The 26,698-nt window shown below is 58.0% G+C and carries 28 protein-coding genes and 1 riboswitch; of the genes, 9 read left to right on the forward strand and 19 right to left on the reverse strand.

Features of this window, described 5'->3' with window-relative positions:
* Window positions 1–95: 95 nt before the first annotated feature.
* The 8 genes from ACP15L_RS09020 (at window position 96) to ACP15L_RS09055 (ending at window position 6,501) form a co-directional block, all read left to right on the forward strand.
* On the forward strand, window positions 96–584 hold the full coding sequence (locus ACP15L_RS09020) for an acyloxyacyl hydrolase (RefSeq protein ID WP_425083905.1): 489 nt from the start codon (window positions 96–98) through the stop codon (window positions 582–584).
* Window positions 585–663: 79 nt separating this feature from the next.
* Entirely contained in the window at window positions 664–1,455 is a 792-nt protein-coding gene (gene trpA / locus ACP15L_RS09025) for a tryptophan synthase subunit alpha (RefSeq protein WP_425083906.1), read from the forward strand.
* Window positions 1,456–1,585: 130 nt separating this feature from the next.
* Window positions 1,586–2,752 carry an alpha-hydroxy acid oxidase gene (locus ACP15L_RS09030; RefSeq protein WP_425083907.1) on the forward strand — a complete coding sequence of 389 codons (1,167 nt, stop codon included), beginning with the start codon at window positions 1,586–1,588 and terminating at the stop codon, window positions 2,750–2,752.
* Window positions 2,753–2,988: 236 nt separating this feature from the next.
* Window positions 2,989–3,642 carry a 50S ribosomal protein L25/general stress protein Ctc gene (locus ACP15L_RS09035; protein ID WP_170472082.1) on the forward strand — a complete coding sequence of 218 codons (654 nt, stop codon included), beginning with the start codon at window positions 2,989–2,991 and terminating at the stop codon, window positions 3,640–3,642.
* Window positions 3,643–3,779: 137 nt separating this feature from the next.
* Window positions 3,780–4,463, forward strand: a complete 684-nt coding sequence (gene pth, locus ACP15L_RS09040; protein ID WP_425083908.1) for an aminoacyl-tRNA hydrolase — start codon at window positions 3,780–3,782, stop codon at window positions 4,461–4,463.
* 81 nt (window positions 4,464–4,544) lie between these two features.
* Entirely contained in the window at window positions 4,545–5,708 is a 1,164-nt protein-coding gene (locus ACP15L_RS09045; RefSeq protein ID WP_425083909.1) for a serine hydrolase domain-containing protein, read from the forward strand.
* Window positions 5,709–5,718: 10 nt separating this feature from the next.
* The gene (locus ACP15L_RS09050; RefSeq protein ID WP_425083910.1) at window positions 5,719–6,096 is read left to right on the forward strand and encodes a DUF2237 family protein; all 378 of its coding nucleotides are present in this window, start codon (window positions 5,719–5,721) and stop codon (window positions 6,094–6,096) included.
* Between the two features lie 84 nt (window positions 6,097–6,180).
* Entirely contained in the window at window positions 6,181–6,501 is a 321-nt protein-coding gene (locus ACP15L_RS09055) for an antibiotic biosynthesis monooxygenase family protein (RefSeq protein WP_425083911.1), read from the forward strand.
* Window positions 6,502–6,551: 50 nt separating this feature from the next.
* Here ACP15L_RS09055 and trpB read toward each other — a convergent pair whose 3' ends face one another.
* The 8 genes from trpB to ACP15L_RS09095 all read right to left on the reverse strand — a co-directional run bounded on the left by trpB (window position 6,552) and on the right by ACP15L_RS09095 (window position 14,247).
* A complete protein-coding gene (gene trpB / locus ACP15L_RS09060) occupies window positions 6,552–7,799 on the reverse strand; it encodes a tryptophan synthase subunit beta (protein ID WP_170377715.1) in 1,248 nt (415 codons plus the stop codon).
* A 68-nt stretch (window positions 7,800–7,867) separates the two neighbouring features.
* Window positions 7,868–8,203, reverse strand: a complete 336-nt coding sequence (locus ACP15L_RS09065; protein WP_425083912.1) for a hypothetical protein — start codon at window positions 8,201–8,203, stop codon at window positions 7,868–7,870.
* Between the two features lie 46 nt (window positions 8,204–8,249).
* The gene (locus tag ACP15L_RS09070) at window positions 8,250–8,891 is read right to left on the reverse strand and encodes a phosphoribosylanthranilate isomerase (RefSeq protein ID WP_425083913.1); all 642 of its coding nucleotides are present in this window, start codon (window positions 8,889–8,891) and stop codon (window positions 8,250–8,252) included.
* A 9-nt stretch (window positions 8,892–8,900) separates the two neighbouring features.
* Window positions 8,901–9,251, reverse strand: coding sequence for a lipopolysaccharide assembly protein LapA domain-containing protein (locus tag ACP15L_RS09075; RefSeq protein ID WP_170489348.1), 351 nt, complete (start codon window positions 9,249–9,251; stop codon window positions 8,901–8,903).
* Window positions 9,252–9,258: 7 nt separating this feature from the next.
* Complete coding sequence (ihfB, locus tag ACP15L_RS09080; RefSeq protein WP_008758048.1) at window positions 9,259–9,543, reverse strand: integration host factor subunit beta; 285 nt, start codon at window positions 9,541–9,543, stop codon at window positions 9,259–9,261.
* Between the two features lie 269 nt (window positions 9,544–9,812).
* Window positions 9,813–11,489: a 30S ribosomal protein S1 gene (gene rpsA / locus ACP15L_RS09085; RefSeq protein ID WP_170377709.1), complete on the reverse strand. Its 1,677-nt coding sequence runs from the start codon at window positions 11,487–11,489 to the stop codon at window positions 9,813–9,815.
* 278 nt (window positions 11,490–11,767) lie between these two features.
* The gene (locus tag ACP15L_RS09090; protein WP_425083914.1) at window positions 11,768–13,441 is read right to left on the reverse strand and encodes a tryptophan halogenase family protein; all 1,674 of its coding nucleotides are present in this window, start codon (window positions 13,439–13,441) and stop codon (window positions 11,768–11,770) included.
* A 269-nt stretch (window positions 13,442–13,710) separates the two neighbouring features.
* Complete coding sequence (locus tag ACP15L_RS09095) at window positions 13,711–14,247, reverse strand: hypothetical protein (protein WP_425083915.1); 537 nt, start codon at window positions 14,245–14,247, stop codon at window positions 13,711–13,713.
* A 219-nt stretch (window positions 14,248–14,466) separates the two neighbouring features.
* Here ACP15L_RS09095 and ACP15L_RS09100 point away from each other — a divergent pair, with 219 nt between their 5' ends.
* Window positions 14,467–14,943: a YHS domain-containing (seleno)protein gene (locus ACP15L_RS09100; RefSeq protein WP_170377702.1), complete on the forward strand. Its 477-nt coding sequence runs from the start codon at window positions 14,467–14,469 to the stop codon at window positions 14,941–14,943.
* Between the two features lie 23 nt (window positions 14,944–14,966).
* On the opposite strand, the gene cmk is transcribed toward ACP15L_RS09100, so the two are convergent.
* The 11 genes from cmk to miaB form a co-directional block, all read right to left on the reverse strand.
* Window positions 14,967–15,581 (reverse strand): (d)CMP kinase, encoded by a 615-nt coding sequence (gene cmk, locus ACP15L_RS09105; protein ID WP_425083916.1) that lies wholly within the window; start codon window positions 15,579–15,581, stop codon window positions 14,967–14,969.
* Window positions 15,578–16,924, reverse strand: a complete 1,347-nt coding sequence (gene aroA / locus ACP15L_RS09110) for a 3-phosphoshikimate 1-carboxyvinyltransferase (protein WP_425083917.1) — start codon at window positions 16,922–16,924, stop codon at window positions 15,578–15,580. The genes cmk and aroA overlap by 4 nt, the downstream gene beginning before the upstream one ends.
* A gap of 85 nt (window positions 16,925–17,009) precedes the next feature.
* Complete coding sequence (locus tag ACP15L_RS09115) at window positions 17,010–18,083, reverse strand: amidohydrolase family protein (protein ID WP_425083918.1); 1,074 nt, start codon at window positions 18,081–18,083, stop codon at window positions 17,010–17,012.
* An 85-nt stretch (window positions 18,084–18,168) separates the two neighbouring features.
* Window positions 18,169–18,882 (reverse strand): tRNA (guanine(46)-N(7))-methyltransferase TrmB, encoded by a 714-nt coding sequence (trmB, locus tag ACP15L_RS09120; protein WP_425083919.1) that lies wholly within the window; start codon window positions 18,880–18,882, stop codon window positions 18,169–18,171.
* Window positions 18,883–18,990: 108 nt separating this feature from the next.
* On the reverse strand, window positions 18,991–20,172 hold the full coding sequence (gene metK, locus ACP15L_RS09125; protein ID WP_425083920.1) for a methionine adenosyltransferase: 1,182 nt from the start codon (window positions 20,170–20,172) through the stop codon (window positions 18,991–18,993).
* Window positions 20,173–20,177: 5 nt separating this feature from the next.
* Window positions 20,178–20,226: riboswitch (SAM-SAH riboswitch) on the reverse strand.
* 41 nt (window positions 20,227–20,267) lie between these two features.
* Entirely contained in the window at window positions 20,268–21,773 is a 1,506-nt protein-coding gene (gene lnt / locus ACP15L_RS09130) for an apolipoprotein N-acyltransferase (RefSeq protein ID WP_425083921.1), read from the reverse strand.
* Window positions 21,770–22,651 (reverse strand): hemolysin family protein, encoded by an 882-nt coding sequence (locus tag ACP15L_RS09135; RefSeq protein ID WP_425083922.1) that lies wholly within the window; start codon window positions 22,649–22,651, stop codon window positions 21,770–21,772. The genes lnt and ACP15L_RS09135 overlap by 4 nt, the downstream gene beginning before the upstream one ends.
* A 36-nt stretch (window positions 22,652–22,687) precedes the next feature.
* Window positions 22,688–23,182 carry an rRNA maturation RNase YbeY gene (gene ybeY, locus ACP15L_RS09140; RefSeq protein WP_425083923.1) on the reverse strand — a complete coding sequence of 165 codons (495 nt, stop codon included), beginning with the start codon at window positions 23,180–23,182 and terminating at the stop codon, window positions 22,688–22,690.
* Between the two features lie 34 nt (window positions 23,183–23,216).
* Window positions 23,217–24,239, reverse strand: coding sequence for a PhoH family protein (locus ACP15L_RS09145; RefSeq protein ID WP_170472113.1), 1,023 nt, complete (start codon window positions 24,237–24,239; stop codon window positions 23,217–23,219).
* A 122-nt stretch (window positions 24,240–24,361) separates the two neighbouring features.
* The gene (locus tag ACP15L_RS09150; protein WP_425083924.1) at window positions 24,362–25,000 is read right to left on the reverse strand and encodes an outer membrane protein; all 639 of its coding nucleotides are present in this window, start codon (window positions 24,998–25,000) and stop codon (window positions 24,362–24,364) included.
* Between the two features lie 284 nt (window positions 25,001–25,284).
* The gene (gene miaB / locus ACP15L_RS09155) at window positions 25,285–26,607 is read right to left on the reverse strand and encodes a tRNA (N6-isopentenyl adenosine(37)-C2)-methylthiotransferase MiaB (RefSeq protein WP_170472116.1); all 1,323 of its coding nucleotides are present in this window, start codon (window positions 26,605–26,607) and stop codon (window positions 25,285–25,287) included.
* Between the last annotated feature and the right edge of the window lie 91 nt (window positions 26,608–26,698).

Raw genomic sequence — 26,698 nt, forward strand, 5'->3', positions numbered from 1 at the left:
TTTTGTTCCACTGTTGTGTTCGTGGGTGCATTGAAAACAGGCACCGGGAATAAGCACGTGAATAGGAACATCGAAGACCAAACGGAAATGTTCCTATGAAGAAAATCCTCGCTTTGTCGGCTGTTCTGGCCATAAGCGCCGGCATGGCGCATGCCCAGTCCATTGTTCTAGGGGCTGGTTTCGCAGATTTCTCAGACAGCGACTCGGATGATCATGCGCTTATTGCGTTGGAGTATCAGCACCGCCCGTTTCATCAGGCCACCCGGTTCAGCGTTGGGTGGGGCGCAGCCCTTTCGATCGACGAAGCGGGCGATACCCATATCGGCGCGGGTCTGGTCGGTCTCTATTCTCTGAACAATCGCTGGTTTCTGGAAGGCAGCGTTATGCCCGGCTACTTCTCTGAGGCTGACGAGTTGAACGATCTTGGCGGTAGCTTTCAGATCCGCAGCCTTCTTGGGATAGGGTACACACTGGACAATGGCAACAAGGTGTCGATGGCCATCACCCACAAATCCAACGCCAGCACGCAAGAGGATAATCCGGGCGTCAACGCCCTGCTTTTCCGTTATCACTTTGCGTTCTGAAGGTTTGCGGCCGCGGCGGGATTGATTTTCGGCAAAACTTTCTGCACATCAGGTCCGAACCTGACTGCAAGGACATGCCATGACCCGTATCGACGCCAAGTTTGCCGCTCTGAAAGCCGAGGGGAAAAAGGCCTTTGTCGCCTATGTGATGGCAGGCGACCCAGACTATGAGACCTCGCTTGAGGTCGTCAAAGGATTGCCGGGTGCGGGCGTGGACGTGATTGAGCTTGGCCTGCCCTTTACCGACCCGATGGCGGATGGGCCGACGATCCAACTTGCAGGTCAACGTGCCTTGGATGGCGGCATGACCCTGCAACGTACGCTGGATCTGGCGCGCGCGTTCCGGGAAACAGATAACACGACCCCGATTGTTCTGATGGGGTACTACAATCCGATCTACAGCCGTGGCGTCGATGCGTTCCTCGAAGATGCCAAAGCTGTGGGCATCGACGGGCTGATCGTCGTCGACCTGCCACCCGAAGAAGACGAGGAGCTTTGCCTGCCCGCCCAAGCCGCCGGTCTGAACTTCATCCGCCTCGCGACACCAACCACCGACGACAAACGCCTGCCCCGCGTGCTGCAGAATACCTCGGGCTTTGTTTATTACGTCTCGATCACTGGAATCACCGGAGCGGCTGAGGCGCAGGCGACCAATGTCGGCCCCGAGGTCGCCCGGATCAAATCCGCCACCGACCTTCCGGTCATTGTCGGCTTTGGCATCAACACACCCGAGAAATCGCAAGCCATCGCCTCGGTCGCGGATGGGGCGGTTGTTGGCTCGGCTATCGTCAGCCAGATCGGCGCGGGCAAGCCAGTGTCCGAGGTACTGGATTTCGTGAAATCCCTCGCGGATGGTGCCCATTCCGCATAAACCCTAACGATATGTTTTTGAGGCGCGGCTGACATGGGACCGCCACGTTTTTTTGATCTCGCGATAGCGTTGCGAACCTGCCCTCTGGCCGGTTACACAGTTCGGGACAATTCAAGGAAGGTTCCCGAACATGCCCGTGATTACGACGATTGAAGACCTGCGCCGGATCTACGAACGCCGCGTGCCGCGCATGTTCTACGACTACGCCGAAAGCGGCAGCTGGACCGAACAGACCTTTCGCGAAAACAGCTCGGACTTCGAGAAAATTCGCCTGCGTCAAAGGGTGGCTGTGGATATGGCGGGTCGGTCGACTGCGTCGCAGATGATTGGAGAGGACGTGTCGCTTCCCGTTGCGCTTGCCCCGGTCGGGCTGACCGGCATGCAACACGCGGACGGGGAAATGAAAGCCGCCAAGGCAGCCGAGGAGTTCGGTGTGCCTTTCACCCTTTCAACCATGTCCATCAACTCGATCGAGGATGTGGCTGAATACACCAGCAAGCCGTTTTGGTTCCAGCTCTACACCATGAAGGACGAAGACTATGTCAGCCGCCTGATCCAGCGGGCCAAGGATGCCAAATGCTCTGCACTCGTGATTACGCTGGATCTGCAGATTCTGGGTCAACGCCACAAAGACCTGAAGAACGGCCTTTCTGCCCCGCCGAAACTAACACCCAAAACCATCGCCAACCTGATGACGAAATGGTCGTGGGGAATCGAAATGCTGCAAGCCAAGCGGCGTGAGTTTGGCAACATCGTTGGCCATGTCGAAGGTATCTCTGACGCCTCTTCACTGGGCGCGTGGACGGCTGAGCAATTCGACCCCAGCCTCGACTGGGCAAAGGTCGAAAAGCTGATGGAGCAATGGGGCGGCAAAGTGATTCTGAAAGGCATACTCGACGCGGAAGATGCCAAGATGGCCGCCAAACTCGGCGCGGACGCGATCATTGTGTCGAATCACGGCGGCCGCCAACTGGACGGTGCACTAAGCTCAATCCGCATGCTGCCCGAGATCATGGACGCTGTCGACGGCGATGTCGAAGTGCATCTGGACAGCGGCATCCGCTCGGGTCAGGACGTCCTAAAGGCTTTGGCACTGGGGGCAAAAGGCACCTATATCGGCCGCGCTTTCGTCTACGGGCTAGGCGCGATGGGTCAATCCGGCGTGACGACCGCCTTGGACGTCATCCAGAAGGAGCTTGATACCACGATGGCCCTGTGCGGCGAGCGCAACGTCGCAGATCTGGGTCGCCATAACCTTCTTGTACCCGAAGATTTCGGCGGGCGCTGGCAAAGCTGAACCGTCCCAGGGGGGCGCTGCCCCCGCCGCCCCTGAAGGGGCGACTCCCCCGAGGTATTTTTGAACAGAAGAAGCAACGGGCGTTTTGCATCTTCTTCTGTTTGGAAATACCTCGGAGCGCGAGGCCGAGCCTCGCAAAATACTGCTTTCCAAACCGCAAGAAACAAGCTAAGGACGCGGCTTCACGCGGGCATACAGCCTTGGAGGATGCCCGCCCTAACATTGGAGAATATATCATGGCTGGAGAGATTCCTGATCTCGTAGCTCTGGAACGGACGGGGACAGGCAAGGGCGCCGCTCGTCAGACCCGCCGCGAAGGCATGGTTCCGGGCGTTGTATTTGGTGGCGACAAAGATCCGCTGGCAATCAAGATCCCGTTCAACGAACTGTTCAAGCGCCTGAAAGCAGGCCGGTTCAAGTCGACCCTGTGGAACCTGAAGGTTGAAGGCCACGAAGACGTACGCGTCATCTGCCGCGACGTGCAGCGTGACGTCGTCAAAGACCTGCCGACCCACCTGGACCTGATGCGCCTGCGTCGGACCACCAAGATCGCGCTGTTCATCCCGGTTGAGTTCGTCAACGAAGAAGCGGCCCCCGGCATCAAGAAGGGCGGCGTTCTGACCGTTGTTCGCCCGGAAGTCGAACTGATGTGCACCGCTGGCGACATTCCTGAAAAGATCACCGTTGATCTGACAGGCATGGAGATCAACGACGTTGTCACCATCTCGTCGGTTGACCTGCCCGCAGGCACCAAGCCGACCATCGACCGCGACTTCGTGATCGCCAACGTTTCGGCACCGACCGGTCTGTCGACCAGCGACGACGAGGAAGGCGAAGAAGTGGCCGCAGACGAAGTAGAAGTCGTCGGCCAGGAAGAAGCTGAAGAATAAATCCGAATTCGAATTGTCGGATTGTGAAACGGGGCCTAATATCGGGCCCCGTTTTCTTTTGGCACCGGGCTAGAAAACGGATGCCATTTCATGCCATCACCGCTCTGCGCTGAAGGCATGCGAAAGAGGATTAAGGCATGAAATTGTTTGTCGGATTGGGGAACCCGGGATCGAAATACGCCCGCAACCGGCACAATATCGGCTTCATGGCGCTGGACCGGATTGCTGAAGATCACGGTTTCGGCCCTTGGAAATCCAAGTTTCAGGCCGAGATTGCTGAAGGGCGTCTTGGGCACGAAAAGGTGCTTCTGATCAAGCCGCAGACTTTCATGAATCGCTCGGGTCAATCCGTGGGCGAGGCGATGCGGTTTTACAAGCTCGACTCGACTGACGTGACCGTTTTCCATGACGAGCTGGACCTTGCGCCCGGCAAAGTACGGGTCAAGGCGGGCGGTGGTCATGCCGGGCACAATGGGCTGCGATCCATTCATGAGCATATCAGCCCGGCCTATGATCGGGTGCGTTTGGGCATCGGGCATCCCGGACGGAAAGAGATGGTCTCGCCCTATGTTCTGGGTGACTTTGCCAAAGCCGATGGGAACTGGCTGGAAGACGTACTGCGCGGCGTGGCAGATGGCGCGGGTCATCTTGCGGATGGTGACGGCGGAAAGTTCATGAATGCCGTTGCTTTGCGTACCGCACCGCCCCGCTCTTCCACCTCGCCAAAGCCCGAAAAAACAACCCCAAAACCTGAGGCGAAGCCTGTGCCCGAAGACGACAACCGCTCGGCCATGCAAAAGCTGTTGGACAAGTTCAAATAGCCTGCGCCCTTGGTGCCGTAAGGTCTTGATTGCGGAATGCGGCGTCTCGCGCTCCTATATCAACCAAGAGGGAGGCATTTCATGAAAGCTCTGTTCAAATGGGTGTTGCGGATCACTCTGGCATTGGTCCTGGCCGCAGTGGTTGTCGGCGTCTGGAAACGCGAAGAAATTCAACGTCTATTGGCCGTGAACTCTCTGTTTTCCGAAGAGAAGATCGTCCAGAATTTCTCTCACATGGATGAGGCTTTCCTAACCGCCGATCTGCCTCGAGGCAACGGCCCAACGTGGGAGTTGCCTTACGGCCCCGGTTTTGACCTGCCCGAAGGGACCGATGACTGGATCGAGGATCGCGCGGTGACCTCGCTTCTGGTGATGCAGGACGGCCAGATCCGGTTCGAGGAATATTATCTGGGGACAGGTCCCGACGACCGTCGCATCTCATGGTCGGTGGCCAAAAGCTATCTTTCGGCGCTTCTGGGGATTCTGCTGGACGAAGGCGCGATCACATCGCTTGATGATCCGGTGGTGAAATACGCACCCAACCTGACCGGCAGCGCCTATGAGACCGCCTCGATCCGCAATGTGCTGAACATGGCCAGCGGGGTGGTCTTTGACGAGGACTATTTTGACCCGAACTCTGACATCAACCGAATGGGCCGCGTTTTGGCCCTCGGCGGTGAATTGGATGATTTCACCATCGCGCTAGAGGACAGCTTCATCGAACCCGGAGAGAGCTGGCAATATGTGTCGATCGACACCCATGTCATCGGCATGGTGATCCGGGGGGCAACTGGGCGCAGCGTCACGGAGCTGATGACCGAGAAGATCGTGCAGCCCTTGGGGCTGGAACGCGACGGATACTATGTCACCGACGGGGCAGATGTGGCTTTTGTGCTGGGTGGTCTGAATTTCACCACGCGCGACTTTGCGCGCTTTGGCCAGGTGATCCTGCAAGGCGGAGAGCATGACGGCAAGCAACTGGTGCCCGCGGAATGGATCAAGGAATCAACCTGGCCCAGCGCCCCGACCGAGCCAGGAAAGATCGGCTACGGCTATCAGTGGTGGATCCCCGTTGGCGCGCATGAAGGAGAATTTCTGGCCCGCGGGGTCTATGGGCAATATATGTACTTCGACCAGCCTCGTGGCGTTCTGATCATGACAACCGGTGCGGATCGCAAATTCCGTGATCCCGGCGTGAACGAACAGAATGTCGAAATGTTCCGCAGTATCGCGCAAAGCCTGTAAGGTGAGCCTTATGCAGAAAGAAGACAGCATCAATGTTCTCGGCGGCGTCCTGGCCGATTGCTCGAAAGACCCGTTGACCGGGTTCTTCCGGGACGGGGCCTGCAACACCTGCATCGAGGATCAAGGCAGCCACACCGTCTGCGCCGTCATGACGGCCGAATTTCTGGCCTATTCGAAATACGTTGGCAACGACCTCAGCACCACTCGGCCCGAGTTCAACTTTCCGGGCCTCAACCCCGGGGATAGCTGGTGTCTCTGTGCCGGTCGCTTCCTTCAGGCGCATGACGAAGGCTGTGCGCCCAAGGTCCATCTTGAAGCCACGCATCAGCGCGCGCTTGAGATCGTGCCGCTGGACATCCTGCGCCAACACGCAACGCGTGCCAATTGACGACGGACGGGGAATACTCTCTATACCAACAGCCAGCCGACATTTCGTTTCGCCAGCCTGAAACACGACAGAATGGGGAAAGCCATGAGCTTTATCGCAATGAACCGTTTCAAGGTCCGGCCCGGCAGTGAAGCCGATTTTGAAAATGTTTGGAAGAAACGCCAGAGGCGACTGAACGAGCTGAAAGGGTTTCAGGAATTCCGCCTACTCAAAGGGCCTGAAGGCGACGGATATCGCCTGTATTCCAGCCATGTGATTTGGGACAGCCGCGCAGATTTCGAAGCCTGGACCAAGTCGGAACAGTTCCGCGACGCGCATAAAAACGCAGGCAACAGCAAGACACAATCCGCCTTGATGGGCCCGCCGCAGTTCGAAGGGTTCGAAACCGTCCTGCAAGAGAGCTAAAGAAAAACCGGCCCTTTCTTGGGGGCCGGTTCCATCCGCTTGACCGAATGTTAGTCCGCCGTGCGGCCTTCGGTGTCAGACATGTCGAAGTTCAGGTATTTGGCGACGGTCTGCACGTCCTTGTCGCCGCGTCCGCACATATTCATGCAGATCAGGTGATCCTTCGGCAGATCGGGTGCAATCTTCATCACATGGGCCAGTGCGTGGCTAGGCTCCAGCGCCGGGATGATGCCTTCGGTGGCACAGCAGAGCTGGAACGCCTCAAGCGCCTCTTTGTCGGTGATGGCGACATAGTTCGCGCGGCCAATATCGTTCAGCCATGAATGCTCAGGCCCGATGCCCGGATAATCCAGACCGGCCGAGATCGAATAGCCTTCGAGAATCTGCCCGTCATCGTCTTGCAGCAAATAGGTCCGGTTGCCATGCAGCACGCCCGGACGACCACCGGTCAATGAGGCGCAATGCTCCATCTTCTCGTTCACGCCTTTACCGCCGGCTTCGACGCCGATGATATTGACCTCTTTGTCGTCGAGGAACGGGTAGAACAGGCCCATCGCGTTCGAGCCGCCACCGATGGCAGCAATGATCGTGTCGGGCAGGCGGCCCTCGGCCTTCATCATCTGCTCTTTGGCTTCCTTGCCGATGATCGACTGGAAATCGCGAACCATAGCCGGGTACGGGTGCGGACCGGCCACGGTGCCGATGCAGTAGAACGTGTCGCGCACATTGGTCACCCAGTCGCGCAGCGCGTCATTCATCGCGTCCTTCAGCGTCCCACGGCCCGAGGTCACGGGAATCACCTCGGCCCCCAGCAGGCGCATGCGGAACACGTTCGGAGCCTGGCGCTGCACGTCATGGGCGCCCATATAGACGATACATTTCAGGCCAAACTTGGCGCAGACGGTGGCTGTGGCCACGCCGTGCTGCCCTGCCCCGGTTTCCGCGATGATCCGGGTCTTGCCCATGCGACGCGCCAGGATGATCTGGCCCAACACATTGTTGATCTTATGCGCGCCGGTGTGGTTCAGCTCATCACGTTTGAGGTAAATTTTCGCCCCGCCCAGATGCTCGGTCAGGCGCTCTGCGTAATACAGAGGCGACGGGCGGCCCACATAGTTTGCCCACAGATCATCCATCTCGGCCCAAAACGTCGGATCATCCTTGGCTTTGTCATATTCCTCTTCCAGAGACAGGATCAGCGGCATCAGCGTCTCGCTGACAAAACGCCCGCCGAAAATGCCAAAACGTCCCTGTTCATCAGGGCCGGACATGAAGGAATTGAAAAGATCGTTGGCCATGGAAGTCTCCCGCGTCGTATCCGTTGTTCATAGGAGGTAGCGGCAGGTTTTGCCATGGGCAAAACGCCTCATTCGGCAGCCAGGGTATGATGCCGCCAAAGCTCAAAAGCTTGCTCGGCCGTTGGGATCCCTATGCAAGGGAAATGGTGGAACTGGTTCACATCCGCCAAGCGGTTCGCCTCCTGCATCAGGCGACGGTGTGGGCCTGATTGGGCGAAGGTCAGCATCGCTTCGATATCGTGCCAGACGCTGAGAGAGAAATAGAGACCGTCTTGACGGAAGGTCGCCGCATGTAAGCATAGCGGATCGCCCCGCGCTTGCCGCAAGGCCTGCCCTGCTCGCCAAAAAAATTCTGGCGCGTTGTACCAGTGTTTCAGAGAAACGCCGCCTATAGCCGCCAGCATTTTTGTACCCCTCCGTCGAGAGATACGGCGCGTATACGAGATCAGATCACTGCGTCGCGTCAATAAATGCCTTTATCAGAGCGGCATTTTTTACCCCCGGCGCGCTTTCAACGCCGGATGCGACATCAACCTGACGCGCGCCAGTCATGCGGATCGCATCGGCCACATTGTCAGGTGTCAAGCCACCCGCCAGCATCCACGGCTTGCGCCAGTATTTGCGTCCCGCCAGCAGACGCCAGTCAAAAGCCAATCCATTGCCGCCGGGCAAAACTGCATTCTTTGGCGGCTTGGCGTCGATCAATAGCTGATCCGCCACGTCACTGAACGCATCAATGGTAGCCAGGTCAGCCTCATCGGCCACCCCGATCACCTTCATCACCGGCAAGCCATACCTGTCCTTGATTTGCTGCACGCGCTCAATCGACTCGCCCCCATGCAGCTGCAGGATATCGAACGGGGCATTCTGCGTGATGTCGTCCAGCACCTCATCCGAGGCATTCACCACCAACGCTACCTTGGCCACGCCCGCCGGTACATGGGTCGCCAACTCGGCGGCTTGCTGGGGCGAGACATAGCGAGGGGATTTGGCAAAGAAGTTGAACCCCAGATACCGCGCGCCTGCATCAACAGCAGCGCGCACGTGATCAGGGGCGGTCAAACCGCAGATTTTGACAGACACATCAGGCATTGCTTTGGCTCAGCTTGCCTCATCCAGAATGGCGAGAACCTCGTCCTTGCCTTCATTCTGCTTTTTCTTGAGCTTTTTGACCTCGCGCTCAAGCTTGCGCACTTCACCTTTTTTGACGGTCGCATCACGGCGATGCTTATGCTCGCGCATCCATTCCCACAGGAACCCGATAACCAGACCGGCCACAACACCGCCCAGCACCACCAGAAACAGCGGTAGCGACGTAGACAGGTTGAACCCCAGCAGCTCGGCCAGAGGGTCGGGCATCAGCTTGAGTTCAACGGATTCCACATTGGCAAGGGAGACTGAGATCAGGATGATCCCTAGCGCCCCCAGAAAAGCATATCGAATGTAGCGCATCATAAGGTCAGGCTTTACCGTTCAATCGGTCTCTAAGCAACTTACCCGTCTTGAAAAACGGCACACATTTTTCTTCGACCTGCACAGTTTCGCCGGTGCGCGGATTGCGACCCACGCGGGCGTCGCGCTTTTTCACCGAGAACGCGCCAAATCCGCGCAGCTCAACCCGGTCGCCCCGCGACATCGCGTCTGTGACTTCCTCGAAAACTGTATTCACAATCCGCTCGACATCGCGTTGATACAAATGCGGGTTTTCATCAGCAATTTTTTGAATCAATTCAGAACGGATCATGCGCGCTACCCTCCCAGGCGACCGGTTTACCATCTCTAGTGTTCTGGACAGTATAGAAAAAAACCCGGTTCGGGGGAACGTAAACTCTGTGTGTTGTAGCTGCAATTTCGGGCAAACTCGCATGATTTTTAGCTTGAACACCCAAAATCCCGTTCATGCACATAGTATGTACATTTTAGCGCCCAATTTGGGAACTTGTTGATTCGCAACAAAAACGGCCCCGCACACATGTACGGGGCCGTTAATTTGTATCGGGTCAGAGACCGGGTTTAGTCGCCGGATTTCAGCGCTGCACCCAGGATATCGCCCAGCGATGCGCCTGAGTCGGAGGAACCGTACTGTTCCACGGCCTCTTTCTCTTCGGCGATCTCGCGTGCCTTGATCGACAGGCCCAGACGGCGGGTCTTGCTGTCGACGTTGGTGACGCGGACGTCGACCTTGTCGCCGGTGTTGAAGCGCTCAGGGCGCTGCTCAGCACGATCACGCGACAGGTCCGAACGACGGATGAACGACTTCATGCCTTCGTATTCGACCTCGATGCCGCCATCTTCGATCGCGGTGACTTCAACGGTGATGACCGAGCCACGCTTCACGCCGCCTACGGCTTCGGCGAACTTGTCACCGCCCAGGGCTTTGATCGACAGCGAGATACGCTCTTTCTCAACGTCAACTTCCGAGACCACGGCCGAAACCATATCGCCTTTGCGGTAGTTCTGGATCGCATCCTCGCCACGCTCGTCCCAGGACAGGTCGCTGAGGTGAACCATGCCGTCGATGTCGCCTTCGAGGCCAATGAACAGACCGAATTCGGTGATGTTCTTGACTTCGCCTTCGACCTCGGTGCCCTCGGGGTGTGTTTCTGCAAACACTTCCCATGGGTTGCGCTGAGTCTGCTTCAGGCCCAGAGACACGCGACGCTTGGCGCCGTCGATTTCCAGAACCATGACGTCGACTTCCTGGCTGGTCGAAACGATCTTGCCGGGGTGGACGTTTTTCTTGGTCCAGGACATCTCGGACACGTGGACCAGACCTTCGACACCGGCTTCCAGCTCGACGAACGCGCCGTAGTCAGTGATGTTGGTGACGCGACCCTGATGGACCGAGCCCAGCGGGTACTTGGCAGCAACCAGATCCCATGGATCTTCTTGCAGCTGCTTCATGCCCAGGCTGATGCGGTGGGTCTCTTTGTTGATCTTGATGACCTGAACCTTGATGGTTTCGCCGATCGTCAGGATCTCGGACGGGTGGTTCACACGGCGCCATGCCATGTCGGTGACGTGCAGCAGGCCGTCAACGCCGCCCAGGTCAACAAACGCGCCGTATTCGGTGATGTTCTTGACAACACCCTCGACGGTCTGACCTTCGGACAGGTTGCCGATAACTTCGGCACGCTGTTCGGCACGCGATTCTTCCAGGATTGCGCGGCGCGACACAACGATGTTGCCACGGCGGCGGTCCATTTTCAGAATCTGGAACGGCTGCTTCAGACCCATCAGCGGGCCAGCGTCGCGCACAGGGCGGACGTCAACCTGCGAGCCGGGCAGGAACGCAACTGCGCCACCCAGATCGACGGTGAAGCCACCTTTGACGCGACCGAAAATTGCACCTTCGACGCGCTGGTCGTCGGCATATGCTTTTTCCAGACGGTCCCACGCCTCTTCACGGCGGGCCATCTCACGCGAGATGACAGCTTCGCCACGGGCGTTTTCTGCGGCGCGCAGGTAAACTTCGACCTCGTCACCAACAGCGATTTCAGGGGCTTCGCCGGGATTTGCGAATTCTTTCAGATCAACGCGGCCTTCCATTTTATAGCCTACGTCGATGATGGCTTGGCCGGCTTCGATCGCCAGAACCTTACCTTTGACAACAGAACCCTCTTCGGGTGTGTCCATTTCGAAGCTTTCATTCAGGAGGGCTTCGAATTCCTCCATGGATGCGTTAGCCATGTGGCGTTGTTTTCCTTTACATACGTTTTTGCTGGCCGAGCGGTTGTTTCCGCCGGTCTTGTTTCATGATGTCTTAGGGCGTGACCCGGTGCGCATCTGACTACACAAACACAAAGGGCCGAGGTAACCCGGCCCTGCTCAGATACGTCATCCGGACGTTAACCGCCCTTGTTCAGACAGCGAGCGTATAGGCTGTTTCAGCCAGATACGCAAGGGCAAAGCCTAAATCTCGGCACCGCAGCGGGTGTCGAAGATTACTCTGCCCATGCCTAAGCGCCCTAGAACAATTGCAGGTCCTTCGCACCGCTTTGGATTTCGGCCAGGTTCGGCATGTTCTGGGTAGCTACCGGACTATGTGCGCTTTTTGGCACCTCAACTGTAGGCTTCAATGCGTTCGCCTTCCCAAGGTTGGGTTTCTTGAGCTCACCCCGGATATCGCGCAGCAGTGTTTTGTGGTCCGGCATCGTCTTGATGACCTGCACCAAGTCCGCCTTTGCCTGCCTCATGCCTTGAAACCAGATCGGTTTCTTCAACGGCCGCATGCGATCTCGGATGCCGCATCCATAGCCAGTGTCATAGACCTGTTTGCCCAAAAGCACTGTTTGGTAGACGCGATCATCAAAAAGGGTTGCAAACTCGGTATCGTGACTCATCGGTAGACGGTACTGCCACAGCTCCAAATTCTCGGCCAAACGGTCGGGTACCTTCATCTGTGTCCGCACGTCTATCCAATATGGATCATCACTGCGGTTCCCCAGCCGATAGTGCAGACATATAAAGTTCAGCACCTCGTCATAGAGCTTGTTTACTTGCCGATTATAACGATTCCGCAAGGCGGGCTCGATATCTCGGGAGGGCAGATGTTCGGCAAACCAGCGCACCGCGTTGTCGATCATAAGGATCGCGGTGCTCTCGAGTGGTTCAATGAAACCGCTGGACAGACCCACAGCCACGCAATTCTTGACCCAGGCGTTTCGCGCGCGGCCAACGCGCATCGGGATTACGCGCGGTGTCAGACCCTTGCCGCTGTCACCCAGCCATTCAAGATATTCATCTGCCGCCTGATCATCAGTACGATGCGCAGAAGAGTACACATAACCCGTACCTACCCGATTGTAGAGCGGCACGCGCCACGTCCATCCCGCACCAAGCGCCGTCGACCGTGTCAGGCTTTCGATTTTTTCAGGGTCAGGGTGTTCGATTTGCAGCGCCATAGCGCGATCGTTGGGCAGATAATCTGAATAGTCCAAAAACGGCTCGCCAAGCGCCTGGTTGATGATCAGCCCGCGGAACCCGGTACAATCCACGACCAATTCGATATCATGACGGCCTTTGCGTTCCAGCATCAAATGGCTGACATTGCCTTGCTCATCCAGTTCGACGGAACGCACCTCATCCTGAATATGCTCTACGCCGCGCTTGGTGCAAACCTTGGTCAGCATACCTGCGAATTTTACCGCATCCAGATGGTAGGCGTAGCCAAAGCGCTGTTCAAACTCGGGTGCGCCCAACGGCCGTGCCCCTTTGCACAGGCGGCCAAGATCATCATGCGGTGAGATTGATTGCGTGAAATCCCGGTCTCCGTTGCCAAAGCGCAAGAAATATTCAGCAGCATCCAAACCGTAAAGCGGCTGGCCGTGGGCAAACGGATTCACATAATCGATGCGATTTCCATTTGCGTCCTTGTTCCAATTGCAGAATTTCACACCCAATTTGAACGACGCGTTGGTCTCGCGGAAAAAGTCACGCTCGGATATACCCGCCTCCCGCAGCGTGCGCGGCATACGCGGCACTGTGGCCTCACCCACTCCGACGGTCGAGATATTGGGGCTTTCGATCAGGCAGAGGCGCGGCCGATCCTTGGGCGCAGAACTGCGGGAAAACACCATGTCCAGAAGCAGCGCAGTCATCCAGCCCGCGGTTCCACCACCCACGATGGTGATCTTACTCAATCGACTATTCAACTTGTCTTGTCCCTGTTGGCTTGGGGAATTTTTAGACCACCCCCGTTTTTCGAGGTTTCCAGCAGCCATCCCCTTATTGCTTGTGAAGCGAGCATAACAGTTTTGTGACATCTGGCTAGGGCCTTATCATATGGCTATTTACCATTTTAAAACAATGGTTTGATATCAATGAACCCAGATTTCAGAGCAGCCTGATAACGCCAGATATCGCGCTGATACCGACAAGGATCAAACTGATAGTCGACCGCCCTCTGACGTCAGATCTCTTCACCCTTTTTCAAAAGCTCATCGATCAGGGCGCGCTGCAGGTCGCCGCTGTCACCCCCTCCGAACTCAGCCGTCCCACCGGAATACAGCGTGCCATAGGTGTTGGCGATGTTCACCGTCTGCGCCAGGCCCGAGATCAGCTGATCTTTTTTCAGCGGCGACAGAGGGTGGATGAACACGGCCCAAAGGGTTCCGTTGGCAATCGCGTAACGCGCGTCCAGCGTGCTGTCGAAATTGGCCTGCATCATCCGTTGGAGATCCTCCGCAGACAGATCTGCCGTGCTGCTGATGGGCACCATAGCGCGCATTCGATCGGCCACGACATCGGTGATCACCAGAACCGGCACATCCGCAATGGTAATCTGGAACCCTGGCCCGCTGGGCTGCATCTCCGGATCAAGCGCAAACAGAATCCTGCCCAACCGCTCATATGTCATCGGAGGTTCGCCCTCAGGCACGGGCGGTTCGGCCTGTTGCGCGCTCACGCTGCCGGTGATGAGGAACAAAATCACAGCTAGTCGGATCATGAGGCCACTCCCATAGTTGCCCCCTTACCTTAGAAAGCAACCGGGTCACTGGCCAAACAAAGCTGTGTGAAGTGTTTTTTGCGTTTCATTCGGATGTTTGAACGATCTGCACAATTTCACGGCTTATCTGCGATTACGCGTACAAAACACCTGCCCTAGCTTTGTCACATCGGCGGAGGGATACCTCAGCCCGGATCTGAAAATGAAAGGATGACCCAAATGAAATCGCTCGTCTTCACTGCTTTTGTTGCTGCGCTTGCCCTGTCGGCCCCAGCCTTTGCTGCGGATGAAATCAATGTGTCCAAAGGCATCTCGGCGGCTGGCGCGCCGCTTGCTGCGCATGGTGTGGATCTGGTCGCGCTGGTCAACAGCGGCAACCCGGTCGAAGGTTTTGCAACCCACTCGGCCACCTATGATGGCGCGTCCTACTACTTCACCACCGCCGAGAACCGCGAGGCGTTCGAGGCGAACCCGGCGGCCTACCTGCCCCAGCACGGCGGCTTCTGCTCATTCGGTGTCTCGGTTGGCAAGAAGTTCGACGGCGACCCGGATCAGTACCTGATCGCGGACGGCAAATTGTTCCTGTTCCTGAACGCAGAAACCCGCGCCGCCTTCCTGAAAGACGTGGTCGGCACTGCCAAAACCGCCGACGACCAATGGGCAAATATCAAGAGCATCGCCGTCGGCGAACTCTGATCCGCTCAGACTACGGCCCGCAGTTACGCTGCGGGTCTTTTCTGTGTGATGATTTCGACAGCCTGTGCCAGAGCGTCGTCGATGCTCAGTTCGGACGTGTCCAGCAGAACGGCGTCTTCGGCGGGTTTCATGGGGGCGGTGCTGCGTTCTGCGTCACGCGCGTCCCGTTCGCGCACATCGGCTAAGACCTGATCAAGCGTTACATCAGCCCCTTTGGCACTAAGTTCCAAAAACCGGCGTTCGGCACGAACCTCAGCGCTGGCGGTGACGAACAACTTCACCTCAGCCTCAGGGCAAATCACCGTCCCGATATCGCGCCCATCCAATACTGCCCCGCCCGCGCGCCGGGCAAAGGCACGTTGGAAATCGACCAGCGCCGCCCGCACCTCAGGGATGACAGCAACTTTTGACGCCGCCTGCGCGATCTCAGCCGTGCGCAGATCGCCTTGCTCCAGTTCCTCTGCGGTCAGAGTTTGGGCCGCCGCGACGGGATCAACCCCATCCAACACGCGACGTCCCACGGCACGATACAACAGCCCCGTATCCAGATGGGCAAACCCGAAATGCGCCGCGACGCCTTTCGAGATCGTCCCTTTGCCCGCCGCCGCAGGGCCATCAATGGCGACGGTAAAGCTCATGTCCGTTCGACCTTGGCACCCAAAGAGGCCATAAGCGGCTCGAAGATCGGGAAAGAGGTCGCGATCGGGCCGCCATCATCGACTGAGACGGGCGTTTTCGCGCCCATGCCCATCACCATGAAGGACATCGCGATCCGGTGGTCCAGAAAGCTCTGGCAAGTGCCGCCGCCGGGAACGTTGCCGATGCCCAGCCCTTCGACCGCCCACCAATCATCGCCCTCATTCACGGTCACGCCATTGGCCCGCAACCCGCGCGCCATCGCGTCGATCCGGTCGCTTTCCTTGACGCGCAACTCTTTCACGCCGCCCATCATCGTAGTGCCGGTTGCATTGGCCGCCACCACGGACAGAACTGGATATTCGTCGATCATCGAGGCGGCGCGCTCGGCCGGGACCTCGATCCCCTTCATATTGGGCGAGTATTTGGCGCGCAGATCGGCGACGGGCTCACCGCCCTCTTCGCGTTCGTTTTCATAGGTCAGGTCCGCCCCCATCTCACGCAGAGTGGTAAAGAGGCCCGCACGGGTCGGGTTCAGACCGATGCCGGGCACCAGCACGTCCGAACCGGGGGTGATCAGCGCCGCGCAAACCGGGAAAGCGGCACTCGACGGGTCACGCGGCACGGCAATGACCTGAGGTTTCAGCTCGGGTCGACCGGTCAGCGTGATCACGCGACCTTCATCTGTATCTTCAACGGTGATCTCGGCCCCAAAACCGGCCAGCATCCGTTCCGAATGGTCACGGGTGGCCTCTTTCTCGACCACAACGGTCTTGCCGGGGGCGTTCAGGCCCGCCAGCAGAACGGCCGATTTCACCTGAGCCGAAGGAACCGGAACCTCATAGCGGACCGGGGTCGGGTCCGCTGCGCCCACGATGGTCATCGGTAGGCGCCCGCCCGAGCGGCCAACCGCCTGCGCGCCGAACAGCGCAAGCGGATCTGTGACCCGCGCCATCGGGCGTTTGTTCAAGCTAGCATCACCCGTGAAGGTCGCCGTGATCGGAGAGGTTGCCATCGCGCCCATGATCAGCCGCACGCCGGTGCCCGAGTTGCCACAGTCGATCACCTGATCGGGTTCGGCAAAGCCACCGACACCGACACCATGCACGGTCCATTCACCGCCGCCATGGTCTGTCACCTCGGCCCCGAAGGCACGCATGGCTTTGGCAGTGTCCAGGACATCCTCGCCCTCAAGCAGGCCCGAGATCTTGGTTTCCCCAACCGCCATCGCACCAAGGATCAGCGACCGGTGCGAGATCGACTTGTCGCCGGGCACCTCAGCCGTTCCGTTCAACGGGCCGCAGGGATGCGAGGTCATCGGGATGGGCGTGCCGTGTCCGGACATGGGGGCTCCTGTTTTCGCTATCAGTCCATGCCGATTAGCGAATTGGGACCAGTTGGTCCAGCGGCAATAAGGGTATGGGTGTCTCTCAGGTCTCTCCCAGCCATTTTGCCGGGTTTTCCTCGGCGATTTGGCGAAAGATCTCTTCGCCCAGAACGTTGCGCAACCGGATACAGACCGCCTTTTCTGACAGCGCCTCTTGCCGGGTCATGTAGTAATCCGACCCGAACAAAACGCGCGACCGCAGGCGTTCGCTTTCCTCATCCTCGCCCATCAGGAACAAACGCAGGAACGGCGCATAGTCTTCGAACTGGAAAAGGGTGTAGGAGATATCCGTCCACAGGCCTTCGAAGTCTCCGCTGCCGATCAAGTCGCGAATGGATCTCAGCCAATTCCGGTTGAATGCATCGTCCAAAGGGTCGCTGTGATCGGGATTGACGTAGGCATGCCAGTCTCGCTGCCCACCAAAATGTGCCAGACAGATCCGAAGGTTGGGAAAGGCGCGCATCACCGGGATAAACGCCTCAGGCTCTGTATAACGGTCGGCCCAATAGTCGGAAAGATACCGCCCCTGAACCCCGCCACGCGAACAATGCGACATCACCGGCAGGTTTTTGTCCTGCAATCCCGGATAGACATGCTGCATCAGAACCGGGTCATTCGGTGCAAACCCTAAACGGGGATAGAGTTTGACCCCACGAAACTTCAGATCATCAATGGCACGCCACAGTTCAGTGGCATTGGGATCAGCCCGCGGGTCGATGGTTGCGAAGGGAACCACCGAAGGGCCAACCTCTGGGTCAGTGGAGAGCTGCGCCAGTTCGTCGTGCTGGTCGCGCAGGGGCACCTCAGGCGCGCCGAAGCCAAAGGCTGACAGATCCATCGGCAAGACGACAAAACGGGTATTGCTGGGGTAATGTCGCTGCAGGTTATCCAGAATCTCGCGCTGGCTGCCCTCATCCGTTTCCTGCTGAAAACGATAGAGCCGATCCAATTTTTCAGCGACGCCAGGCTGGCCGATCAGTCTGGCACCGAAAGCCAGAGCCTTGATCAACCATGGCATCTTCTTGAACGGTTTGAGCGCCGGATAGGGATAGTCCTCGGGCACGTGGCGCGAGTGAAACAGATGCGTGTGGCAGTTGGTAATCCGAATATCAGACATGGTAATCCTTGAAATAAGCTATGCTGAAAACGCGTAACGCGCACAGCCTAGCATAGCGTGCAGGATTACAAAAATTTGAAACCGATCAGGCGTCTGTCCGGCGGAAGGTCAGATAGTGCGGTGTCCGCCCTTCCCGCAGGGCCTTTTGCTCATAGCGGGTCGAGATCCAGTCGTCCCAAGGCTCGCGCCAATCGACAGGGCGTTCAGCCAACCACTCGAAACCGGCGCGGGGTACTTCCTCAAGCGTCTGGCGCACGTAGTCAGGAATGTCGGTGGCCACGCGGAAGATCGAGCCGGGCTTCAGGACACGCGCCAGAGGCTCCAGATGTTCGGGCGTCACGAAGCGGCGGCGGTGGTGGCGCGTTTTGGGCCACGGATCTGGGTAGAGCAGGAAGGCGCGTGAAATGCTGGCTTCTGGCAGCACATCGAACAGGTCGCGCGCGTCACCGGGATGCACCGCGAGGTTTTCGACCCCAGCCTGACGGATCTTGCCGAGCAACATGGCGACGCCGTTGATGTAAGGCTCGGCCCCGATGATTCCGATATCGGGGTTGTTCGCGGACTGATGCACCAGATGTTCGCCACCGCCAAAGCCGACCTCAAGCCAGACATCCTTGCCGCCAAACAGCGCATCGAGGTCGAGCGGGTGGCGTTCGGGGTTCGTTTCCCAATCGACAGCACCGGGCGACAGGGCATCGAGGTCTTCGTTCAGATACGTCTTCTGGCTTTGCTTCAGGGTTTTGCCCTTGAAGCGGCCATAGAAGTTTCTGCGGGGGCGTTGGGGTGTCTGGTTGCTCATGGCGGTGCCCTTACTGTGGCGCGCGTCTTGTGACAAGGGGCTGACCCTCGGAGCATCTCGAAAAAGAGAAAGGGCGCATCCTGCGAGACGCGCCCCTTTTGTCTTGGATCAGACCGCCGCTTTTAGGGCGTCGATGAGATCAGTGCGTTCCCAGCTGAAGCCGCCATCGGCAGCGGGTTCACGGCCGAAATGACCGTAAGCTGCGGTGCGCTGATAGATCGGCTTGTTCAGTTGCAGATGCTCACGAATGCCGCGTGGCGTCAGATCCATAACCTGACCAACAGCTTTTTCGATCACGGCGTCTGCGATCTGGCCGGTTCCATGGGTGTCGGCGTAGATCGACAGCGGCTTGGAGACGCCAATCGCATAGCTCAACTGAATGGTGCAGCGTTCTGCCATACCGGCAGCAACCACGTTCTTGGCCAGGTAACGCGCAGCATAAGCAGCCGAGCGATCCACCTTGGTCGGGTCTTTGCCCGAGAACGCTCCGCCACCATGAGGGGCTGCGCCACCATAGGTGTCGACGATGATCTTGCGACCCGTAAGGCCCGCATCTCCGTCCGGGCCTCCGATCACGAACTTACCGGTCGGGTTCACGTGCCATTCGGTATCAGCGCTCAGCCACCCTTCGGGCAGGGTTTCGGTGATGTAGGGCTCGACGATCGCACGGATGTCGTCCGAGGTCAGCGCTTCATCCAGGTGCTGCGTGGACAGAACGATCGAGCTGACGCCAACCGGCTTGCCATCGCGGTAAACAACGGACAGCTGCGATTTCGCGTCCGGGCCCAAAGCAGGCTCGGTGCCGTTTTTACGCACTTCGGCCAGACGACGCAGGATCGCGTGCGAATACTGGATCGGGGCTGGCATCAGCGCAGGTGTTTCCGTCGTGGCGTAGCCGAACATGATGCCCTGATCACCCGCGCCCTCATCCTTGTCACCCGAGGCATCAACGCCTTGAGCGATATGAGCGGACTGTTCGTGCAGCAGGTTTGTCACTTCGACCGTTTCGTGGTGAAACTTGTCCTGTTCGTAACCGATATCCTTGATACAGGCGCGCGCGATCTCGTCGATGCGCCCCATATAGTCGTGCAGCTTTTCCTGATCAGACAGACCTACTTCGCCACCGATGACGACCCGATCGGTCGTAGCAAAGGTTTCGCACGCCACGCGCGCTTCGGGTTCTTCATTCAGAAATGCGTCGAGTACGGCGTCCGAAATCCGGTCACAGACTTTATCCGGGTGCCCTTCGGAAACCGATTCCGAAGTAAAGGTGTAGTTCTGTCGGGACATAAATGTGCTCCATTGAAGTTCCTCTGCCACGCCAGGAAGCCGTTGTGACAGGCACCAAGGGCATACGCGCCTTGCGAAATGGCGTCAATCGGAAACTAGGTGCTGCGCGGCCGCGGCATGCGCCACAACAACACGGCCAACAAGAGCGAGACCAACAACACGGGCAGGTCCCCAATGCGGGAATAGACGGTTGGCGCAAGAGGCAGCGGCAGATCAGCTTCTACGAACCCCGCCTGCCCCAAAGGAAGCGATGCGGTAATCCGACCCAAAGGATCGATCATCCCCGAAATGCCGGTGTTGGCGGACCGCATAAGTGGCAGCCCCTGCTCAATCGCCCGCATCTGGGCCTGGGCAAGATGCTGGTAAGGGCCGGAACGGGTTCCGAACCACGCATCATTGGTGATCTGCAAGATGAAATCGGCGCGTTCAGGCGCGCCGTTGACGTCCTGCGGGAAGACGGCCTCGTAGCAGATCAGCGGCAGGGCTTGACCCAGCTTACCTGCCTGCATCACAGCAGGCCCCGGCCCCGAACTGAACCCATGACCAGCCGTTGTGGCCATGCCGTGAATACCGAAACGGGCCATCAGGTTTCCGAACGGGACATATTCGCCAAACGGGGCCAGATGGTGCTTGTCATACAGGCCCGTCTGCTGTCCGTTCTCATCCAGATAGATCATCGAGTTGTAGATGCGCGGGCCGTCCCCTCGCTGAATGCCCAGAATAACCGGAACGCCCTGAGCCGCATCCGTGGCGGCCTCAAGATAAGGACCGGCGCTGCTGAGCCACGCCGGAATTGCAGTCTCGGGCCAGACGATCAGGTCGGGACGTGGCTCTGCCGCGGTGAATTCGATCTGCCGAGCGAAGAAAAGGGGCGCATATGCAGGATCCCATTTCTGATGCTGAGGCGCATTCGGCTGGATCAGTCGGACAGTGTTTTCACCATACTCTATGGTCGGCCTGCTGGAGGCGTAGACCATGGCAAGAGCGGCGGCACCGGCGAACCCAACGACCGGAACCAAAAGCGAGCGGAGAGCTACAGGTTGCGCTATCGCTGCCCCAAGCGAAAACGTCACCGCGAAGGTCAGCGCAGCCAGCCCATACGGACCAACCAAAGACAAAAGTTGCGCAACCGGTGTGTCGACCCAGACCTGCGCAACCCCGGCCCAGGGGAAGCCGGTCAGAAGATAGCCACGCCCAAACTCAGCCAGTGACAATGCCAGGGCCAGCAACACAGCCTGTCGTACAGCCGGAGCATCAAACCGCCGCGCCGCCCAGAATGCTGCCGCCCAGAACAAGGCCAGGCCGCCAGCCATGAAAACCAGCGCAAACGGAGCCATCCACGCATGGCGCTCGGCGTCCACTTGGAAAGGCTCGATGATCCAACTCAGCGCATGGGCGAAATAGCCGGTGGCAAAGGCCCAGCCCAACCACGCGGCACGCGCGCGGGTTTCACAGGCCAGAAAAAACGCCGGAATCACGATCAGCGCAACTAGAGTCAGCGGCCAGTAGCCAAACGGCGCCAAACCATAAGCGCCCAGCGCCCCTAAGGCCCCTGAAGCACCCAACCTAAGCCAGAAAGGCCAACCCCGGACAGGGATCATGCAGCGACGTCCGGCAACATGACGCGCAGACGCTTGATGCGGCGCGGGTCGGCATCGATCACCTCGAACTCCGGGCCTTCGGGATGCAGTACGACCTCACCCCGCGCCGGAACACGACCCGACAACATGAAGACCAGACCGCCCAGAGTTTCGATCTCTTCCTCGTCCACATCCTCGTGGCTGGTCAGCGAGCGCCCGATCTCGGCTTCGAAATCCTCAAGCGGAACGCGGGCCTGAACGACGTAACAACCCGGCTTTTCCTGCAGCCAAAGCTGATCTTCATGCGCGTCATGCTCATCCGCGATTTCGCCGACGACCTGCTCAATCAGGTCTTCAATGGTCAACAAACCGTCAACGCCGCCATACTCATCAATCACCAGCGCCATGTGGCGACGCTCGGTCTGCATCTTGGTCAGCAAAACTCCGATCGGCATCGAGGGCGGCACAAACAACAGCGTGCGCAGCATCGAGGTCAGGTCGAACTCGGCGCCGCCGCCATTGAACCCATGGGTCAGGGCAAAATCCTTGAGGTGGACAAAACCCAGCGGCGTATCCAGCGTACCTTCGTACACAGGTATCCGCGACAGGCCGCTTTCGCGAAAGACCTGCGCCAGCTCATCCTTGGAAATCGTTGAGGGAACCGAGACGATTTCAACGGTCGGAATGGCGACATCCTCAACCCGCTTGCGACGCAGGTTAACCATGCCGCGATGTTGATTGCCGGCTATTTCATGCCCGTTGACCGGAGCACTTTGCTCCTCTTCGGCCCCCGAAATGGCATCCATAATCCGCGAAAAGAAACCGCTTTTCTCTTCAATGTCCAAATTCTGAGACTGCGCGCTTTGCGCCGCCCTAGAACTGCCGTCTGTATCGCCCATTGTCCTCTTCCAATTGATCGGGTGAAATAACCCGCTTCATCTATTATATGGGTCATTGATACCCAGTTTGCCAAGTATCTTGACCTCAATCCCTTCCATCAAGGTCGCATCGGGGTCACGAATGTGATCATACCCCAGCAAATGCAACGTTCCGTGAACGATCAGATGAGTCACGTGATCAGACATGGATTTGCCCGCCTCAGCAGCTTCTTGCGCGCAGGTGTCGTATGAGATCGCGATATCCCCTAGCGCGATTTCGCCGGTAAAATCGGGTTCTGGCAGTTCGGGCGTTTCACCCGCAACTTCCGCTGCGAGGTCTTCGGCGGGCCAGCTCAGAACATTCGTCGGTGTCGGCTTCTCCCGGAACTCGGCGTTCAGTTCGGCAATTCGGGTGTCATCGCAGGCCAGCAGGCTGACCTCACACAAATCCGGGTCCAGCCCGCAATGGTGCAGAACCGCGTCAACCGCGCGCGAACACAGAAGCTCCAGCCCCTGCCAGCGGTCATCTTCCACGGTGAGTTCAAGATTCATCCTGTCGCCTCAAAGCCTGATGTCCGGCCTTGAGTTATCCTGTCTCGCGCCCTGAATCGGCCTCATACGCTTCGATGATTGCGGCGACAAGCGGGTGCCGCACCACATCTTTCGAAGTAAAGTAGTTGAAGCTGATATTCGGGATCGTTTTCAGCAGGCGTTCAGCATCCGCCAGCCCGGATTGAACCCCACGCGGCAAATCGACCTGAGACCGGTCGCCCGTGATAACCATGCGACTACCTTCGCCCAAACGGGTCAGGAACATCTTCATCTGCATGGTCGTCGCGTTCTGCGCCTCGTCCAGTACCACGAACGCATTGGCCAGCGTCCGCCCTCGCATGAACGCCAACGGAGCGATCTCGATTCGCTTTTCCTCGATCAATTTGGCGAGCTGTTTTCCGGGCAAAAAGTCGTTCAGCGCGTCGTAGAGCGGCTGCATATACGGATCGACCTTGTCCTTCATGTCGCCCGGCAGATAGCCCAGCTTTTCCCCGGCCTCGACCGCAGGACGGCTGAGGATGATGCGGTCCACATGGCCACCGATGAACATCGACACGCCAACGGCAACGGCTAGATAGGTCTTACCGGTGCCCGCCGGGCCGATACCGAAGGCCAATTCATTCTGGAAAAGCGACTGCACATAGGCTTTTTGCGCATCCGTGCGGGGTTCGACCAGCTTTTTGCGGGTCTTGATCTCAACGGTACCGCCCTTGAACATCTCAAGCTGGTCGCCGTCCCGACTGCCAGTCCCCTGTTCCGAGCCACCCATGCGCAACTCTCGGTCCACATCAGCGGCTTCAACATCGCGCCCGCCTTCCAGACGGGTGTAAAGGGCCTGCAAAACCTCAATGGCGTTTTTCTGCGAATCCTCTTCGCCCATCACCACCAGCTGATTGCCACGGCGCACAATCTGGACCGAGAGCTTCTGTTCGATCTCGGTCAGATTGCGGTCATATTCGCCACATAAATCAATCAACAAGCGGTTGTCGGGGAATTCTACAAATGCCTCGCGCTGGGGCATCTCATCTTGCGGTGGGGTTAGGGCACCGATGGCCAATCCGTTCTCCTGTCTTGGCGTTTCACCTTGAGCGTAGACAAGAACTCGGACCCGGTGCAAGCCACAGTTTCAAAAAATCGAGCGGCAATGACAAAAGCGCCGATCAGACGCTCTACCCCGGCTTAGAACTTGTAGTTCAAACCGAACCTCAGACCGCGATAGTTCGGTGTGGATTTTGTCGAAAAACCCGAAGAGAATTCAATATCCTTGGAGTCGAACTGGACATATTCATACTCGCCCGTGATCGACCAGTTTTCCGTCAGATAGTGTTCCGCGCCAATGCTGAGCGAGAATCCGTTGCGCCGATCCGAGGACTCGAAGGACTGAGTGCCAGTCGGCGACGAAATACTGTTTGTGGTCTCTACGTCGCCCCAAAGGTAACCGACACTGACGAAATAAAGGATTCGCCCGCTGCGGTTGGTCAGGCCATTCCGAAACCGCAAGGTGACAATGTCCGAAACCTCTGACCCGCCCTGAACCGTCTCAGAGCCAACTATGGTGGATACGCTGTCGTCCAGCGATCCGAAGTCATATCCCAGCTCAAATCCATAGACATAGTCGCGACCACCCTGAGCCGGCAAGACACCGCGCCAGCCTCCGCGCACACCGCCATAGGTTCCGCTTATGTCCTGATCGCCGATTGCAAAAGTATCAGTTGGCGTGGTCAGACCGAACCGATCATCGCCACCGCCGCCATACCCGGCCGTCAAACCGAGATAGAAGGCACTGACATCGTCGCTGAAGCGCTTGTCGCTGATCACTTCGGGATCCGATATGTCCCCCGTTTGATCGCTCGCCCACGTCGCGCTGGCCCCAAAAGCCACTAAAGTTGCGACCGACACAGACCAGAGACCTCTGCACTTCAGAACTACCACTCAATACCCTCCATCGACGCCACTTTCGTGATCGGCAAAAACAAACCTTCCGCACGCGGTCGAGGCCCATCAGAAAACTTGGCTCCTCTCGGAACATAGTTCCAATTCATAAATCAAGGGTAAATTTTAGATATATTCGTACTGGCACGACGTGCCCGCAAAGAACCACCTTATTGCAACAGTTCCCCGGCCAAAGAGTTCGCACCAGACTTCACGATACGCACCTTCCGCAGGTCTCCCACGTTCAGGTCAGACCCGACCACGTGCACCGAGTGAAGATAGTCAGATTTTCCAACCATTTGCCCTTCGAGCCGCCCGGGCTTCTCGAACAGAACGCCGACAGTGCGACCGACCATGGAATCCTGAATTTCACGCTGATGCTTGGTGATCAGAGCTTGCAAGCGTTGTAAGCGGTCATCCGCCGCCGCCGGGTCGACTTGGGCGCGTTCCGCCGCAGGAGTTCCTGGGCGGGTCGAGTACTTGAACGAGTAGGCATAGCCGTATTTGACCTGCTCAACCAAATCCAAAGTCGCCTGGAAATCCTCTTCGGTTTCTTCCGGGAAGCCGACGATGAAATCCCCCGACATCACGATATCCGGACGCGCCGCGCGGATACGTTCGATCAGGCGCAAATAGCTGTCCGCCGTATGGCTGCGGTTCATCCGTTTGAGAATCCTGTCCGACCCCGCCTGCACCGGCAAGTGCAGGTAAGGCATCAACTTTTCACAGGTACCATGCGCCTCAATCAGATCATCTGCCATGTCATTGGGGTGCGAGGTGGTGAAACGGATACGCTCCAGCCCGTCGACCTTGTTCAATTCCCAGATAAGCCCAGCCAGCGTCATGTCTCCATTGGGGCCGGCACCGTGATAGGCGTTGACGTTCTGACCCAGCAGAGTGATCTCGCGCACGCCGCGTTCGACCAGATCCTGCGCTTCACGAATGATGCGGTCGGCCGGGCGGCTGACCTCGGCCCCGCGGGTATATGGCACAACGCAGAAAGCGCAGAACTTGTCGCAACCCTCCTGTACCGTCAAAAACGCCGTTGGGCCGCGTTTGGCTTTGGGACGGTTCTTAAGCTTTTCGAACTTGTCCTCTTCGGGGAAATCCGTGTCCAGAGCCTTGGCACCTTCACGAGTCTTGGCCTCCATCTCCGGCAAACGGTGATAGCTTTGTGGTCCGACCACCAGATCGACCAGAGGCTGACGGCGCATGATCTCTTCACCCTCGGCCTGCGCAACACAGCCCGCCACCCCGATCTTGAGGTCGGGCTTTTCCGCCTTCAAACCCTTGAACCGGCCAAGTTCGGAATAAACCTTTTCGGCGGCCTTTTCTCGAATATGGCAGGTGTTCAACAGGATCATGTCTGCATCGTCCGGCGACTTGGTCTCGACATATCCCTGCCCGCCCAAGGCCTCGGCCATACGCTCGCTGTCATAGACATTCATCTGACAGCCATAGGTCTTGATAAAAAGCTTTTTGGGTTCAGACATGGATCGGGCCTTTGCAGTCGCTGGATCGGCGTCATCTATATGCTTCGAAGGCCGCTTGCAATGCCGGCGCAATTACCCGAATTTGGCGAAA

This window comes from Ruegeria profundi (assembly GCF_049800715.1).
Classification (GTDB): Bacteria; Pseudomonadota; Alphaproteobacteria; order Rhodobacterales; family Rhodobacteraceae; genus Ruegeria; species Ruegeria profundi_A.

Excerpts from the sequence above, each read along its gene's own strand:
- cmk (WP_425083916.1), bottom strand. The coding sequence starts at position 15,581 with ATGAGCTTTACCGTCGCCATTGATGGCCCTGCGGCGGCGGGCAAAGGG.
- ACP15L_RS09070 (WP_425083913.1), bottom strand. The coding sequence starts at position 8,891 with ATGCCTGATGTGTCTGTCAAAATCTGCGGTTTGACCGCCCCTGATCAC.
- ACP15L_RS09100 (WP_170377702.1), top strand. The coding sequence starts at position 14,467 with ATGAAATCGCTCGTCTTCACTGCTTTTGTTGCTGCGCTTGCCCTGTCG.
- ACP15L_RS09050 (WP_425083910.1), top strand. The coding sequence starts at position 5,719 with ATGCAGAAAGAAGACAGCATCAATGTTCTCGGCGGCGTCCTGGCCGAT.
- rpsA (WP_170377709.1), bottom strand. The coding sequence starts at position 11,489 with ATGGCTAACGCATCCATGGAGGAATTCGAAGCCCTCCTGAATGAAAGC.
- pth (WP_425083908.1), top strand. The coding sequence starts at position 3,780 with ATGAAATTGTTTGTCGGATTGGGGAACCCGGGATCGAAATACGCCCGC.
- trmB (WP_425083919.1), bottom strand. The coding sequence starts at position 18,882 with ATGAGCAACCAGACACCCCAACGCCCCCGCAGAAACTTCTATGGCCGC.
- metK (WP_425083920.1), bottom strand. The coding sequence starts at position 20,172 with ATGTCCCGACAGAACTACACCTTTACTTCGGAATCGGTTTCCGAAGGG.
- miaB (WP_170472116.1), bottom strand. The coding sequence starts at position 26,607 with ATGTCTGAACCCAAAAAGCTTTTTATCAAGACCTATGGCTGTCAGATG.
- aroA (WP_425083917.1), bottom strand. The coding sequence starts at position 16,924 with ATGTCCGGACACGGCACGCCCATCCCGATGACCTCGCATCCCTGCGGC.
- lnt (WP_425083921.1), bottom strand. The coding sequence starts at position 21,773 with ATGATCCCTGTCCGGGGTTGGCCTTTCTGGCTTAGGTTGGGTGCTTCA.
- ACP15L_RS09055 (WP_425083911.1), top strand. The coding sequence starts at position 6,181 with ATGAGCTTTATCGCAATGAACCGTTTCAAGGTCCGGCCCGGCAGTGAA.
- ACP15L_RS09095 (WP_425083915.1), bottom strand. The coding sequence starts at position 14,247 with ATGATCCGACTAGCTGTGATTTTGTTCCTCATCACCGGCAGCGTGAGC.
- ACP15L_RS09020 (WP_425083905.1), top strand. The coding sequence starts at position 96 with ATGAAGAAAATCCTCGCTTTGTCGGCTGTTCTGGCCATAAGCGCCGGC.
- ACP15L_RS09035 (WP_170472082.1), top strand. The coding sequence starts at position 2,989 with ATGGCTGGAGAGATTCCTGATCTCGTAGCTCTGGAACGGACGGGGACA.
- ihfB (WP_008758048.1), bottom strand. The coding sequence starts at position 9,543 with ATGATCCGTTCTGAATTGATTCAAAAAATTGCTGATGAAAACCCGCAT.
- ACP15L_RS09135 (WP_425083922.1), bottom strand. The coding sequence starts at position 22,651 with ATGGGCGATACAGACGGCAGTTCTAGGGCGGCGCAAAGCGCGCAGTCT.
- trpB (WP_170377715.1), bottom strand. The coding sequence starts at position 7,799 with ATGGCCAACGATCTTTTCAATTCCTTCATGTCCGGCCCTGATGAACAG.
- ACP15L_RS09045 (WP_425083909.1), top strand. The coding sequence starts at position 4,545 with ATGAAAGCTCTGTTCAAATGGGTGTTGCGGATCACTCTGGCATTGGTC.
- ACP15L_RS09075 (WP_170489348.1), bottom strand. The coding sequence starts at position 9,251 with ATGCGCTACATTCGATATGCTTTTCTGGGGGCGCTAGGGATCATCCTG.
- ACP15L_RS09115 (WP_425083918.1), bottom strand. The coding sequence starts at position 18,083 with ATGTCTGATATTCGGATTACCAACTGCCACACGCATCTGTTTCACTCG.
- ybeY (WP_425083923.1), bottom strand. The coding sequence starts at position 23,182 with ATGAATCTTGAACTCACCGTGGAAGATGACCGCTGGCAGGGGCTGGAG.
- ACP15L_RS09065 (WP_425083912.1), bottom strand. The coding sequence starts at position 8,203 with ATGCTGGCGGCTATAGGCGGCGTTTCTCTGAAACACTGGTACAACGCG.
- ACP15L_RS09030 (WP_425083907.1), top strand. The coding sequence starts at position 1,586 with ATGCCCGTGATTACGACGATTGAAGACCTGCGCCGGATCTACGAACGC.
- trpA (WP_425083906.1), top strand. The coding sequence starts at position 664 with ATGACCCGTATCGACGCCAAGTTTGCCGCTCTGAAAGCCGAGGGGAAA.